The following is a 13,004-nucleotide window of genomic DNA, read 5'->3' on the forward strand; positions in this document are numbered from 1 at the left end:
CAAGAGGATTTTGAAATGGCAGCAATTACTGCAGCGCTGGTGAAAGAACTGCGCGAGCGTACCGGCGAAGGCATGATGGATTGCAAAAAGGCCCTGGAAAAGGCCGGCGGCGACATCGAGAAAGCCATTGACGACATGCGTGCCTCGGGCGCCATCAAGGCCGCCAAAAAGGCTGGCAACGTCGCTGCTGAAGGCGCTATCGCCGTCAAGACCGACGGTAAATCCGCCGTCCTGCTGGAAGTGAACTCGCAGACCGACTTCCTGGCCCTGCAAGACGACTTCAAGAACTTCGTCGCTGAAAGCCTCGAAGAAGCCTTCGCCCAGAAGCTGACCGACGCCGCTCCGCTGATCGCTTCGCGTGAAGCAGCTCGTGAAGCCCTGGTTGCCAAGTGCGGCGAAAACGTCAACATCCGTCGCCTGGTGCGCGTTGAAGGTGACGTTGTCGGCGCCTACCTGCACGGCAACAAGATCGGTGCTGTCGTTGTCCTGAAAGGCGGCGACGTCGAGCTGGCCAAGAACATCGCCATGCACGTTGCAGCGTCGAACCCAGAGTTCCTGGATGCGTCGGAAATCTCCGCCGAGGCCATCGAGCGCGAGAAGAACGTCTTCCTGCAGCTGAACGCTGACAAGATCGCCGGCAAGCCGGAAAACATCGTTGAGAACATGATCAACGGTCGTATCACCAAGTTCAAAGCCGAAGCCTCGCTGAAAGAGCAAGCCTTCGTCATGAACCCGGAAGTCAAGGTCGGCGAACTGGCCAAGAAAGCCGGTGCTGAAATCGTTTCCTTCACCTACTTCAAAGTAGGCGAAGGCATCGAGAAGCCGGTTGACGACTTCGCTGCTGAAGTTGCCGCTCAGGTAGCAGCTGCCAAGCAGTAAGACAGACTCGTCTGTCGCCCCAAAGAGGCTGCCCGCTCACGCGCGCAGCCTCTTTGTCAAAGCGGGAGCGGTTTTCAAGGCCGTTGCTCGCTGACGCAGTCGCTGCGTCACGTTAGAGTTACACGCAGGCTCAAGCAGCCCGCCAGAATTTTACAAACGCCGCAGGAGAGATTCGCAATGGCTCAGCAGGGCAGTGGTTATCAGGCTCGCTATAAACGCATTCTACTCAAACTTAGCGGCGAGGCCCTGATGGGCTCGGAAGAGTTCGGGATCGACCCCAAGGTCCTGGATCGCATGGCGCTGGAAGTCGGCCAACTGGTCGGCATCGGTGTACAGGTAGGTTTGGTGATCGGTGGTGGCAACCTGTTCCGTGGCGCGGCGCTCAGTGCAGCCGGCATGGATCGCGTCACCGGTGACCACATGGGCATGCTGGCAACCGTAATGAATGGCTTGGCCATGCGCGATGCGCTGGAGCGGGCGAACATTACCGCCATCGTCATGTCGGCGATTTCCATGGTTGGCGTGACCGATCACTACGATCGCCGCAAAGCCATGCGCCACCTGAACGCCAAAGAAGTCGTAATCTTCGCTGCCGGTACCGGCAACCCGTTCTTTACCACCGATTCCGCCGCTTGCCTGCGCGCCATCGAAATCGATGCCGACGTGGTATTGAAGGCAACCAAGGTCGATGGTGTATACACTGCAGATCCATTCAAGGACCCGCATGCCGAGAAGTTCGATCATCTGACCTACGATGAAGTGCTGGATCGCAAGCTGGGCGTGATGGACCTGACGGCAATCTGTCTGTGCCGCGACCACAAGATGCCGCTGCGCGTCTTCAACATGAACAAACCCGGCGCCCTGCTGAACATCGTGCATGGCGGCGCGGAAGGAACTCTGATCGAGGAAGTTCAAAAATGATCAACGACATCAAGAAAGACGCTCAGGATCGCATGGGCAAGTCCATCGAGGCGCTGGGTCGCAACCTGGCGTCCATCCGTACCGGTCGCGCCCACCCGAGCATCCTGGACAGCGTGAAAGTCCCGGCTTGGGGTAGCGAAATGCCGCTGAACCAGGTAGCTGCAGTCTCCGTTGAAGATGCCCGCACCCTGAAAATCGTCGCCCACGACAAGAACCTCAGCGCTGCCATCGAGAAGGCCATCCTGACCTCCGACCTGGGTCTGAACCCTTCCAGCGCCGGTACCACCATCCGCGTACCGATGCCGGCCCTGACCGAGGAAACCCGCAAGGGTTACACCAAGCAGGCCAGCGCCGTTGCCGAAGATGCCAAGGTTGCCGTGCGCAACGTGCGTCGCGATGCACTGGCCGACCTGAAGAAGCTGACCAAGGACAAGGAAATCAGCGAAGACGAAGAACGTCGTGCCGCTGACGAGATCCAGAAGCTGACCGACAAGTTCGTCGCCGAAATCGACGCTGCGTTCAAAGCCAAGGAAAAGGACCTGTTGGCCGTCTAAGGCCGAGGTTTTTTAATGGAAAAGACCAAGCTGGCGGCACCAATCTCGGTGCCGCGTCACGTCGCTATCATCATGGATGGCAACAATCGCTGGGCGAAGAAGCGCCTGTTGCCCGGCGTCGCCGGGCACAAGGCTGGCGTGGATGCCGTGCGTGCGGTGATCGAAGTCTGCGCCAAATCCGGCGTCGAGGTGCTGACCCTGTTCGCGTTCTCCAGCGAGAACTGGCAGCGCCCGGCCGATGAGGTAGGGGCGTTGATGGAGCTGTTCTTCTCGGCGCTGCGCCGTGAGGCCAAGCGCCTCAATGAGAACAACATCAGCCTGCGCATCATCGGCGACCGTTCGCGTTTCCATCCAGAGCTGCAGGCCGCCATGCGTGAGGCCGAAGCGCTGACTGCGGGCAATAATCGCTTCATCCTGCAGATCGCCGCCAATTATGGTGGTCAGTGGGATATTGCCCAGGCCGCCCAGCGTTTGGCGCGTGAAGTTCAGGCCGGGCACCTGCGCCCGGACGACATCACCCCGGGCCTGTTGCAGACCTGCCTGGCCACGGGCGAGCTGCCGTTGCCCGACCTGTGCATCCGCACCGGTGGCGAGCACCGCATCAGCAACTTCCTGCTGTGGCAGCTGGCCTACGCCGAACTGTACTTCTCCGACCTGTACTGGCCGGACTTCAAACACGAGGCCATGCGCACTGCGCTGGCCGATTTCGCTTCACGCCAGCGCCGCTTTGGTAAGACCAGCGAGCAGGTCGAAGCTGGAGCTCGTGCTTAATGCTTAAACAACGCATCATTACTGCGCTGATCCTGCTGCCGATCGCACTGGGTGGTTTCTTCCTGCTCGAGGGGGGGGATTTCGCCCTGTTCATCGGCTTCGTGGTGACCCTCGGTGCCTGGGAGTGGGCGCGCCTGGCCGGTCTGATGACCCAGCCCTTGCGCATTGCCTACGCGGCCGTGGTCGCTGGAGCGCTGATGCTGCTCTATCTGATGCCAGACCTGGCGCCATGGGTGCTTGGCGCTGCCGTGATCTGGTGGGCGCTGGCCACCTGGCTAGTGCTGACCTATCCGCGCACCAGCGAGCTTTGGGCCAGCGCTGCCTGCCGCTTGCTGATCGGCCTGCTGATCCTGCTGCCGGCCTGGCAAGGGCTGGTGCTGCTCAAGCACTGGCAACTGGGTAACTGGCTGATCCTGTCGGTCATGGTGCTGGTGTGGGCTGCCGATATCGGTGCCTATTTCTCGGGGCGGGCCTTTGGCAAGCGCAAGCTGGCGCCACTGGTCAGTCCTGGCAAGAGCTGGGAAGGCGTGTATGGCGGCCTGGCGGTCAGTCTGGTGGTGACCCTGGTGGTCGGCATCAGTCGTGACTGGGGTATCGGCCAGATACTGCTGGGGTTGCTGGGCGCGGCACTGGTGGTCATGGTCTCGGTGGTCGGTGACCTGACCGAGAGCATGTTCAAGCGCCGTTCCGGGATCAAGGACAGCAGCAATCTGCTGCCGGGTCATGGCGGCGTGCTTGACCGCATCGACAGCCTGACCGCGGCCATTCCGATCTTCGCGGTGTTGTTGTGGGCTGCCGAGTGGGGTGTGATGTGAGTGCGGTGCAGCGCATTACCGTGCTGGGGGCGACCGGGTCGATCGGCCTGAGTACCCTGGATGTAATCGCGCGTCACCCTGAGCGTTACCGGGTGTTCGCGTTGAGCGGTTACTCGCGTATCGACGAACTGCTGGCCCTGTGCGTGCGGCATCGTCCGGTTCATGCCGTGGTGCCGAATGCCGAAGCGGCCCAGCGCCTGCGCGAAGGTCTTGCTGCGGCAGGCTGCGCGACCGAGGTGCTTGAGGGTGAAGCAGGGCTCTGCGAAGTTGCCGCTGCACCCGAGGTGGATGCGGTGATGGCGGCCATCGTCGGCGCTGCTGGCCTGCGCCCGACCTTGGCGGCTGTACAGGCAGGCAAGAAGGTGCTGCTGGCCAACAAGGAGGCGCTGGTGATGTCCGGCGCGCTGTTCATGGAGGCCGTGCGGCAGAGCGGGGCCGTGCTGCTGCCGATCGACAGCGAACACAATGCGATCTTCCAATGCCTGCCGGGCGACTACGGTCGAGGCCTGAGCCAGGTGGGCGTGCGCCGTATCCTGTTGACCGCCTCGGGCGGGCCGTTCCGCGAAACCCCGCAGGCTGCGCTGGCCGATGTCACGCCAGAGCAGGCCTGCGCGCACCCGAACTGGTCCATGGGTCGGAAGATTTCGGTGGACTCGGCGAGCATGATGAACAAGGGGCTGGAGCTGATCGAGGCCTGCTGGCTGTTCGATGCGGCGCCGGCCAAGGTCGAAGTCGTGGTGCACCCGCAGAGCGTGATCCATTCCCTGGTGGATTACATCGACGGTTCGGTGCTGGCCCAGCTGGGTAACCCGGACATGCGCACGCCCATCGCCAACGCGCTGGCCTGGCCTGAGCGGATCGATTCCGGGGTCGCACCGCTGGACTTGTTCGCCATCGCGCGCTTGGACTTCCAGGCACCCGACGAGCAACGCTTCCCTTGTCTGCGCCTGGCGCGGCAGGCTGCCGAGGCGGGCAACAGTGCCCCGGCAGTACTCAATGCGGCCAACGAGGTCGCGGTCGAGGCGTTTCTCCAGGGGCGTATCCGCTTCCCGGAGATCGCGGGTATGATCGAACAGGTGCTCGATCAGGAAACTGTGGTGCCACTGTCGTCGCTCGATGCAGTGTTCGCCGCCGACCAGCGCGCCCGCGAGCTGTCTCGTGAGTGGCTGCGGCGTCACGGTCGCTGATGCCTGGCCCAGGGTTTTGCTGAACGTCATTCGGAGATAGACATGACTGCGCTCTACATGATTATCGGCACCCTGGTGGCCCTGGGTGTACTGGTCACTTTCCACGAATTCGGCCACTTCTGGGTGGCCCGTCGCTGCGGCGTGAAGGTACTGCGCTTTTCCGTAGGCTTCGGTACACCGTTGCTGCGCTGGCATGACAAGCGCGGCACGGAGTTCGTCGTGGCGGCGATTCCGCTGGGCGGATACGTGAAAATGCTCGATGAGCGCGAAGGCGAAGTGCCGCCTGCGCTGCTCGACCAGTCGTTCAATCGCAAGTCGGTGCGCCAGCGGATTGCCATCGTTGCCGCGGGTCCGATTGCCAACTTCCTCTTGGCCATCGTGTTCTTCTGGCTGCTGGCGATGCTGGGTACCCAGCAGATTCGTCCCGTGATCGGTGCGGTCGAGTCGGGGAGCCTGGCGGCGTCGGCCGGCCTGATGGCTGGCCAGGAAATTGTATCTGTAGATGGCAAACCGACCAGCGGTTGGTCGGCAGTCAACCTGCAGCTGGTTCGCCGCTTGGGTGAGAGCGGAACCTTGCAGGTTGGCGTGCGCGACGAAGGCGCCAGCGCCGAGCGCCAGCTGCAGATAAAGCTCGACAGCTGGCTCAAGGGCGCAGATGAGCCCGATCCGATCCAGTCCCTGGGGTTGCGCCCTTGGCGTCCGGCGGTTGCGCCGGTGCTGGCCGAGATCGACCCCAAGGGTCCGGCCGCCGCTGCCGGCCTGAAAACAGGCGACAGGCTGCTGACGCTCGATGGCGTGACCCTGAATGACTGGCAGCAGGTGGTCGACAGCGTTCGTGCCCGTCCAGAAGCCAAGATCGTGGTTCGTGTCGAGCGCGACGGTGCAGCTCTGGATGTCCCGGTAACACTGGCTCGCAAGGGTGAAGGCAAGGCTTCTGGTGGCTACCTCGGGGCGGGTGTGAAGGGCGCCGAATGGCCCGCCAGCATGCTCCGTGAAGTCAGCTATGGCCCCTTGGAAGCCGTGGGCGAGGGCCTCTCGCGCACCTGGAACATGAGCGTGCTGACCCTCGAATCGCTGAAGAAAATGCTGTTCGGGGAGCTCTCGGTAAAAAACTTGAGCGGACCGATAACCATTGCTAAAGTGGCGGGCGCTTCGGCCCAGTCCGGCGTGGGGGATTTCCTGAATTTCCTGGCCTACCTGAGCATAAGCCTGGGGGTTCTTAACCTGCTGCCCATTCCTGTGCTGGATGGGGGGCATTTGCTGTTTTACCTGGTCGAGTGGGCGCGCGGTCGTCCGCTGTCGGATCGAGTACAAGGTTGGGGGGTCCAGATCGGTATCAGTTTGGTCATAGGGGTGATGTTGCTCGCCCTGATCAACGATCTGGGTCGACTATAAAAGCTTCGCATTGCGAACCTGCCGCCACTTGCGGCAGGTTGTTTATTGCCAGTTGGAATAAAAGGACTTCATGAAACGTCTGCTGCTAACTGCGGTCCTCTCCGCACTGATGATCGCTGAAGTTCACGCCGAGTCCTTCACCATCTCCGATATTCGTGTCAATGGCCTGCAGCGGGTATCCGCCGGCAGCGTCTTCGGTGCCTTGCCGCTCAACGTCGGCGACCAGGCCGATGACCGCCGCCTGGTGGAATCCACCCGTTCGCTGTTCAAGACCGGCTTCTTCCAGGACATCCAGCTGAACCGCGACGGCAATGTCCTGATCATCAACGTGGTCGAGCGCCCGTCGGTTTCGAGCATCGAGATCGAAGGCAACAAGGCGATCAGCACCGAAGACCTGATGAAAGGCCTGAAGCAATCGGGCCTGGCTGAAGGCGAGATCTTCCAGCGTGCCACCCTCGAAGGTGTGCGTAACGAGCTGCAGCGCCAGTACGTGGCTCAGGGCCGCTACTCGGCCGAGGTCGATGCCGAAGTCGTGCCGCAGCCGCGCAACCGGGTGGCGCTGAAGATCAAGATCAACGAAGGCACGGTCGCTGCTATCCAGCACATCAACATCGTCGGCAACACCGTGTTCGACGATGAAGAGCTGTCGCAGCTGTTCGAGCTGAAGACCACCAACTGGCTTTCGTTCTTCAAGAACGACGACAAGTATGCCCGCGAGAAGCTCTCCGGTGACCTGGAGCGCCTGCGTTCCTACTACCTGGACCGCGGCTATATCAACATGGACATCGCTTCCACCCAGGTGTCGATCACCCCGGACAAGAAGCACGTCTACATCACTGTCAACGTCAACGAAGGCGAGAAGTACACCGTCCGTGACGTGAAGCTCTCCGGTGACCTCAAGGTGCCGGAAGACCAGGTCAAGTCGCTGCTGCTGGTGCAGCCGGGCCAGGTGTTCTCGCGCAAGGTGATGACCACCACTTCCGAACTGATCACCCGCCGCCTGGGCAACGAAGGCTATACCTTCGCCAACGTCAACGGCGTGCCACAGCCGAACGACCAGGACCACACTGTCGACATCATGTTCGTGGTCGACCCGGGCAAGCGTGCCTACGTCAACCGCATCAACTACCGCGGCAACACCAAGACCGAAGACGAAGTCCTGCGCCGTGAAATGCGTCAGATGGAAGGTGGCTGGGCTTCGACCTACCTGATCGACCAGTCCAAGACCCGCCTCGAGCGCCTGGGCTTCTTCAAGGAAGTCAACGTCGAAACGCCGGCGGTGCCAGGCACCGACGACCAGGTCGACGTCAACTACAGCGTCGAAGAGCAGGCTTCCGGCTCGATCACCGCCAGCGTGGGCTTCGCCCAGGACGCCGGCCTGATCCTCGGTGGTTCGATCAGCCAGACCAACTTCCTGGGTACCGGTAACAAGGTCTCCATCGGCTTGACTCGTTCCGAGTACCAGACCCGCTACAACTTCGGCTTCGTTGATCCCTACTTCACCGCCGACGGTGTGAGCCTGGGTTACAACGCCTTCTACCGCAGCACCGACTACGACGACCTCGACGTCGACGTGGCCAGCTATGCGGTCGACAGCTACGGTGCAGGTGTCAGCCTGGGCTACCCGATCAGCGAGACTTCGCGCCTGACCTACGGCCTGAGCGTGCAGAAGGACAAGATCAAGACTGGCCAGTACACCGTCGACGAGATCTTCGACTTCCTCGAAGAAGAGGGTGACAACTTTACGAACTTCAAGGCCTCGATCGGCTGGTCCGAATCGACCCTGAACAAGGGCGTGCTGGCGACCCGAGGTCACTCCCAGAGCCTGACCCTGGAATCGACCATCCCTGGCAGCGACCTGTCGTTCTACAAGCTCGACTACCGCGGCCAGCTGTTCAAGCCAATCACCAACAATTACACCCTGCGCCTGCACACCGAACTCGGTTATGGCGATGGTTACGGTGGCACTTCCGGCCTGCCGTTCTACGAGAACTACTATGCTGGTGGTTTCAACTCTGTCCGTGGCTTCAAGGACAGCAGCCTGGGTCCACGCAGTACGCCAAGTACCGGCAAGAACCCGGGCACCATCGCCGACCCGGATCAAGATCCGCTGCCGTTCGGTGGCAACGTGCTGGTGCAAGGTGGTGTCGAGTTGCTGTTCCCGCTGCCGTTCGTCAAGGACCAGCGTTCGCTGCGCACCTCCGTGTTCTGGGACGTGGGTAACGTGTTCGACAGCAATTGCGGTAGCAAGCCGGATTGCGAAAAGGTCGGTTTCTCGGGTATGGCCAGTTCGGTCGGCCTGGGGGTCACCTGGATCACGGCCCTGGGCCCGTTGAGCTTCAGCCTGGCAATGCCGGTGAAGAAGCCGGACGATGCCGATACCCAGGTGTTCCAATTCTCTCTGGGCCAGACCTTCTAAGGTCGGCCCTAGCTTAACGACAACGGTTTATCCAGGAGTGCATCGTGCGTAAGTTGACTCAACTGGCCGTATTGGCCGCGGCGCTGGTCGCCACCCCGGCTTTCGCCGAAATGAAGGTTGCCGTCCTGAACTATCAGATGGCCCTGCTCGAATCCGATGCTGCCAAGAAGTACGCGGTTGATGCCGAGAAGAAGTTCGGCCCGCAGCTGACCAAGCTCAAGAGCCTGGAAAGCAGCGCCAAAGGCATCCAGGACCGTTTGATCAAGGGCGGCGACAAGATGGCGCAGCCGGAGCGCGAGCGACTGGAGCTTGAGTTCAAGCAGAAAGCCCGTGACTTCCAGTTCCAGTCCAAGGAGCTGAACGAAGCCAAGGCCGTTGCCGACCGCGACATGCTCAAGCAACTGAAGCCGAAGCTCGATGGTGCCGTCGAGGAAGTGATCAAGAAGGGCGGTTACGACCTGGTCCTCGAGCGTGGCGCGGTCATCGATGTCAAGCCTCAGTACGACATCACCCGCCAAGTCATCGAGCGCATGAACCAAGCCCGTTGATATGACCGTGACCATGACGCTCGGCCAACTGGCCGAGGCCCTCGGGGCCACACTCCAAGGCCCTGAGGCGCTGCAGATTACCGGCCTGGCCACCTTGCAAGAGGCTGGCCCCGGTCAATTGAGCTTCCTTGCCAACCCGCAATACCGCAAATTCCTGGACAACAGCCAGGCAGCTGCAGTGTTGCTCAAGGCTGCGGACGCTGCAGGCTTTGCCGGCAATGCCCTGATCGTGCCCGACCCGTACCTGGCTTACGCACGCATTTCTCACCTGTTCGATCCAAAACCCAAGGCTGAGGCGGGTATTCATCCCAGCGCCGTGGTCGCCGAGGACGCCCAGGTGGATGCCAGTGCCAGTATCGGGCCGTTCGCGGTCATCGAGAGCGGTGCGCGCATCGGCGCCAATGTGAGCATCGGCGCGCATTGCGTGATCGGTGCCCGGTGTGTGGTGGGCGAAGGCGGCTGGCTGGCACCGCGGGTGACGTTGTATCACGACGTGACCATCGGCAGGCGTGTGGTCATTCAGTCTGGCGCGGTAATCGGCGGCGAAGGCTTCGGCTTCGCCAACGAGAAAGGCGTATGGCGCAAGATCGCCCAGATCGGCGGCGTCACCCTCGGTGACGACGTGGAAATCGGCGTCAACACCGCCGTTGACCGTGGTGCGCTGTCCGACACGCGGATCGCCGACGGGGTCAAGCTCGACAACCAGATCCAGATCGCCCACAACGTACAGATCGGTGAGCACACTGCCATGGCCGCATGCGTCGGGATTTCCGGCAGCACGCGCATCGGCAAGCACTGCACCATTGCCGGCGGCGTTGGCATGGTCGGCCACATCGATGTGTGCGACAACGTATTCGTTTCCGGGATGACCATGGTGACCCGTTCGATCACCGAACCGGGTGCCTATTCTTCCGGCACTGCCATGCAGCCACTGGCTGACTGGCGCAAGAGCGCCGCGCGTATCCGACAGCTGGACGAGATGGCCAAGCGTCTCCAGCAGCTGGAAAAACGCGTCGATACCGTGACCTCAGGTGACCAGCCGACATCAGAAGGCTGATACCATTTCCTGAGCAAGAGTGATCAGTCGCTAGCTGGCTCCTCTTTGGATTTGCAAAAGGAGCGTGTGGTCAGCACCTGCGCTCCCTATTCTTATTACAGGCTTCCCCCCGAAATGATGGACATCAACGAGATTCGCGAATACCTGCCTCACCGTTACCCGTTCCTGCTGGTGGATCGCGTGACGGATCTGGATTTCGAGGCCCAGAGCATTCGTGCCTACAAGAATGTCAGCATCAACGAACCGTTCTTCAATGGCCATTTCCCGGCGCATCCGATCATGCCGGGCGTTCTGATCATCGAAGCGATGGCCCAGGCGGCCGGTATCCTTGGTTTCAAGATGCTTGATGCCAAGCCAGCCGATGGCACCCTGTACTACTTCGTCGGCTCCGACAAGCTGCGCTTCCGCCAGCCGGTGCTGCCGGGCGACCAGTTGGTGCTGGAAGCCAAGTTCCTCAGCCGCAAGAGCATGATCTGGAAGTTCGAATGCCGCGCCCTGGTCGACGGCAAGCCGGTCTGCTCGGCACAAATCACCTGCGCGGAACGCTCCCTATGAGTTCGATTGATCCGCGGGCGATCATCGACCCCTCGGCCAAGTTGGCCGCGGGTGTCGAGGTTGGCCCGTGGTCGATTGTCGGCCCCGACGTGGAAATCGGCGAGGGCACTGTTATCGGCCCGCACGTGGTGCTGAAGGGGCCGACGCGGATTGGCAAGCACAACCGCATCTACCAGTTTTCCTCGATCGGCGAAGACACCCCTGACCTCAAGTACAAGGGTGAACCGACGCGATTGGTGATCGGCGACCACAATGTGATTCGGGAGGGTGTGACCATCCACCGTGGCACGGTCCAGGACCGCTATGAGACCACCCTGGGTGACCACAACCTGATCATGGCCTATGCCCACATCGGCCATGACAGCGTGATCGGCAACCATTGCATCCTGGTCAACAATACGGCTTTGGCTGGCCACGTGCATGTCGGTGACTGGGCGATCCTGTCCGGCTTCACCCTGGTGCACCAGTACTGCCACATCGGTGCGCATGCGTTTTCCGGTATGGGCACGGCGATCGGCAAGGACGTGCCAGCGTTCGTCACGGTCTTCGGCAGCCCCGCAGAAGCGCGCAGCATGAACTTCGAAGGCATGCGTCGACGCGGTTTCAGCGACGAGGTGATCCACGCGCTTCGCCGCTCTTACAAGATCGTCTACCGCCAGGGCCTGACCGTCGAAGAGGCGATCAAGGAGCTGGACGAGCTCGCCAGCAAACACCCCCAGGTCGACCTGTTCCGCCAGTCGATCGTGAATTCCGCTCGCGGCATCACCCGCTGACATGGCGCAGCTTTGCGTAGCCCTGGTCGCGGGTGAGGCCAGCGGCGATATTCTCGGTTCCGGTTTGATGCGCGCCCTCAAGGCGCGCCATCCCGATGTGCGATTCATTGGTGTCGGCGGCCCGCTGATGGAAGCCGAAGGCCTGCAGTCGTACTTCCCCATGGAGCGCCTCGCGGTCATGGGCCTGGTCGAAGTGCTCGGGCGCCTGCGCGAGTTGCTCAAGCGGCGCAAAGCGCTGATCCAGACGCTGATCGCCGAAAAGCCCGATGTGTTCATCGGTATCGATGCTCCTGATTTCACCCTCAATATCGAACTGAAATTGCGCCAGGTCGGGATCAAGACCGTGCACTACGTCAGCCCCTCGGTCTGGGCCTGGCGGCAGAAGCGCGTGCTGAAGATCCGTGAGGGTTGTGACCTGATGCTGACCTTGCTGCCTTTCGAGGCGCGCTTCTATGAAGAGCAAGGCGTGCCCGTGCGTTTCGTCGGCCACCCACTGGCCGATACCATTCCGCTGGACGCCGACCGTCTGGCAGCACGTCAGGCGCTTGGCCTGGCCGAAGGGCCGCTGGTGGCATTGATGCCCGGCAGTCGCGGCGGCGAAGTCGGCAGGCTGGGCGCGTTGTTCCTCGATGCGGCGCAGCGGCTGCGCGAGCAGGTGCCGGGTGTGCGTTTCGTGCTCCCCTGTGCCAATGCCGCGCGGCGAGAGCAGGTCGAGCAGATGCTCGCAGGACGCGACTTGCCACTGACCTTGCTGGACGGCCAGTCACATCAGGCGCTGGCTGCCTGTGACGCGGTACTGATCGCTTCCGGTACTGCCACCCTGGAAGCCTTGCTGTACAAGCGGCCGATGGTCGTGGCCTACCGCCTTGCGCCGCTGACCTACTGGATTCTCAAGCGTCTGGTAAAAAGCCCCTACGTGTCGTTGCCGAACCTGCTCGCCCAGCGCGAACTGGTGCCCGAGCTGCTGCAGGATGCCGCCACCAGTGAAGCCCTGGCCACGGCCCTGGCGCCCTTGGTGGCCGATGGCAGCCAGCAGACCGAACGCTTCGACGAGATTCACCGCACCCTGCGCCGCGACGCCTCCAACCAGGCGGCGGATGCGGTGCTGGCTTTGCTCAAGGTTCGCTGAT

13 protein-coding genes are annotated in these 13,004 nt (G+C 61.8%); all 13 read left to right on the forward strand.

Annotated elements, in window-relative coordinates; genetic code table 11:
- Positions 1-15 precede the first annotated feature (15 nt).
- The 13 genes from tsf to lpxB all read left to right on the forward strand — a co-directional run bounded on the left by tsf (position 16) and on the right by lpxB (position 13,003).
- Positions 16-879, forward strand: a complete 864-nt coding sequence (gene tsf, locus ACIPZG_RS02050) for a translation elongation factor Ts (protein ID WP_008094914.1) — start codon at positions 16-18, stop codon at positions 877-879.
- Positions 880-1,056: 177 nt separating this feature from the next.
- The gene (gene pyrH, locus ACIPZG_RS02055; protein WP_008094912.1) at positions 1,057-1,800 is read left to right on the forward strand and encodes a UMP kinase; all 744 of its coding nucleotides are present in this window, start codon (positions 1,057-1,059) and stop codon (positions 1,798-1,800) included.
- Positions 1,797-2,354 carry a ribosome recycling factor gene (frr, locus tag ACIPZG_RS02060; RefSeq protein WP_008094910.1) on the forward strand — a complete coding sequence of 186 codons (558 nt, stop codon included), beginning with the start codon at positions 1,797-1,799 and terminating at the stop codon, positions 2,352-2,354. The genes pyrH and frr overlap by 4 nt, the downstream gene beginning before the upstream one ends.
- Before the next feature lie 15 nt (positions 2,355-2,369).
- Complete coding sequence (uppS, locus tag ACIPZG_RS02065) at positions 2,370-3,125, forward strand: polyprenyl diphosphate synthase (protein ID WP_400709716.1); 756 nt, start codon at positions 2,370-2,372, stop codon at positions 3,123-3,125.
- On the forward strand, positions 3,125-3,940 hold the full coding sequence (locus ACIPZG_RS02070) for a phosphatidate cytidylyltransferase (protein ID WP_400709719.1): 816 nt from the start codon (positions 3,125-3,127) through the stop codon (positions 3,938-3,940). Before uppS ends, ACIPZG_RS02070 begins: the two co-directional genes overlap by 1 nt.
- Positions 3,937-5,127 (forward strand): 1-deoxy-D-xylulose-5-phosphate reductoisomerase, encoded by a 1,191-nt coding sequence (gene ispC, locus ACIPZG_RS02075; protein WP_400709722.1) that lies wholly within the window; start codon positions 3,937-3,939, stop codon positions 5,125-5,127. The genes ACIPZG_RS02070 and ispC overlap by 4 nt, the downstream gene beginning before the upstream one ends.
- A gap of 42 nt (positions 5,128-5,169) precedes the next feature.
- Positions 5,170-6,522 carry an RIP metalloprotease RseP gene (gene rseP / locus ACIPZG_RS02080; RefSeq protein WP_400709725.1) on the forward strand — a complete coding sequence of 451 codons (1,353 nt, stop codon included), beginning with the start codon at positions 5,170-5,172 and terminating at the stop codon, positions 6,520-6,522.
- 70 nt (positions 6,523-6,592) lie between these two features.
- Complete coding sequence (bamA, locus tag ACIPZG_RS02085; protein ID WP_400709728.1) at positions 6,593-8,941, forward strand: outer membrane protein assembly factor BamA; 2,349 nt, start codon at positions 6,593-6,595, stop codon at positions 8,939-8,941.
- A gap of 44 nt (positions 8,942-8,985) precedes the next feature.
- Positions 8,986-9,489 (forward strand): OmpH family outer membrane protein, encoded by a 504-nt coding sequence (locus ACIPZG_RS02090; RefSeq protein ID WP_008094900.1) that lies wholly within the window; start codon positions 8,986-8,988, stop codon positions 9,487-9,489.
- Position 9,490: 1 nt separating this feature from the next.
- Positions 9,491-10,546 carry a UDP-3-O-(3-hydroxymyristoyl)glucosamine N-acyltransferase gene (gene lpxD / locus ACIPZG_RS02095; RefSeq protein WP_400709730.1) on the forward strand — a complete coding sequence of 352 codons (1,056 nt, stop codon included), beginning with the start codon at positions 9,491-9,493 and terminating at the stop codon, positions 10,544-10,546.
- Positions 10,547-10,660: 114 nt separating this feature from the next.
- Entirely contained in the window at positions 10,661-11,101 is a 441-nt protein-coding gene (gene fabZ, locus ACIPZG_RS02100; RefSeq protein WP_008094893.1) for a 3-hydroxyacyl-ACP dehydratase FabZ, read from the forward strand.
- Entirely contained in the window at positions 11,098-11,874 is a 777-nt protein-coding gene (gene lpxA / locus ACIPZG_RS02105; RefSeq protein ID WP_400709732.1) for an acyl-ACP--UDP-N-acetylglucosamine O-acyltransferase, read from the forward strand. Before fabZ ends, lpxA begins: the two co-directional genes overlap by 4 nt.
- Position 11,875: 1 nt before the next feature.
- Complete coding sequence (gene lpxB / locus ACIPZG_RS02110; RefSeq protein WP_400709734.1) at positions 11,876-13,003, forward strand: lipid-A-disaccharide synthase; 1,128 nt, start codon at positions 11,876-11,878, stop codon at positions 13,001-13,003.
- Position 13,004 lies beyond the last annotated feature (1 nt).

Source organism: Pseudomonas sp. NPDC089395, from assembly GCF_044749525.1.
GTDB lineage: Bacteria > Pseudomonadota > Gammaproteobacteria > Pseudomonadales > Pseudomonadaceae > Aquipseudomonas.

Excerpts from the sequence above, each read along its gene's own strand:
- tsf (WP_008094914.1), top strand. The coding sequence starts at position 16 with ATGGCAGCAATTACTGCAGCGCTGGTGAAAGAACTGCGCGAGCGTACC.
- pyrH (WP_008094912.1), top strand. The coding sequence starts at position 1,057 with ATGGCTCAGCAGGGCAGTGGTTATCAGGCTCGCTATAAACGCATTCTA.
- frr (WP_008094910.1), top strand. The coding sequence starts at position 1,797 with ATGATCAACGACATCAAGAAAGACGCTCAGGATCGCATGGGCAAGTCC.
- uppS (WP_400709716.1), top strand. The coding sequence starts at position 2,370 with ATGGAAAAGACCAAGCTGGCGGCACCAATCTCGGTGCCGCGTCACGTC.
- ACIPZG_RS02070 (WP_400709719.1), top strand. The coding sequence starts at position 3,125 with ATGCTTAAACAACGCATCATTACTGCGCTGATCCTGCTGCCGATCGCA.
- rseP (WP_400709725.1), top strand. The coding sequence starts at position 5,170 with ATGACTGCGCTCTACATGATTATCGGCACCCTGGTGGCCCTGGGTGTA.
- bamA (WP_400709728.1), top strand. The coding sequence starts at position 6,593 with ATGAAACGTCTGCTGCTAACTGCGGTCCTCTCCGCACTGATGATCGCT.
- lpxD (WP_400709730.1), top strand. The coding sequence starts at position 9,491 with ATGACCGTGACCATGACGCTCGGCCAACTGGCCGAGGCCCTCGGGGCC.
- fabZ (WP_008094893.1), top strand. The coding sequence starts at position 10,661 with ATGATGGACATCAACGAGATTCGCGAATACCTGCCTCACCGTTACCCG.
- lpxA (WP_400709732.1), top strand. The coding sequence starts at position 11,098 with ATGAGTTCGATTGATCCGCGGGCGATCATCGACCCCTCGGCCAAGTTG.
- lpxB (WP_400709734.1), top strand. The coding sequence starts at position 11,876 with ATGGCGCAGCTTTGCGTAGCCCTGGTCGCGGGTGAGGCCAGCGGCGAT.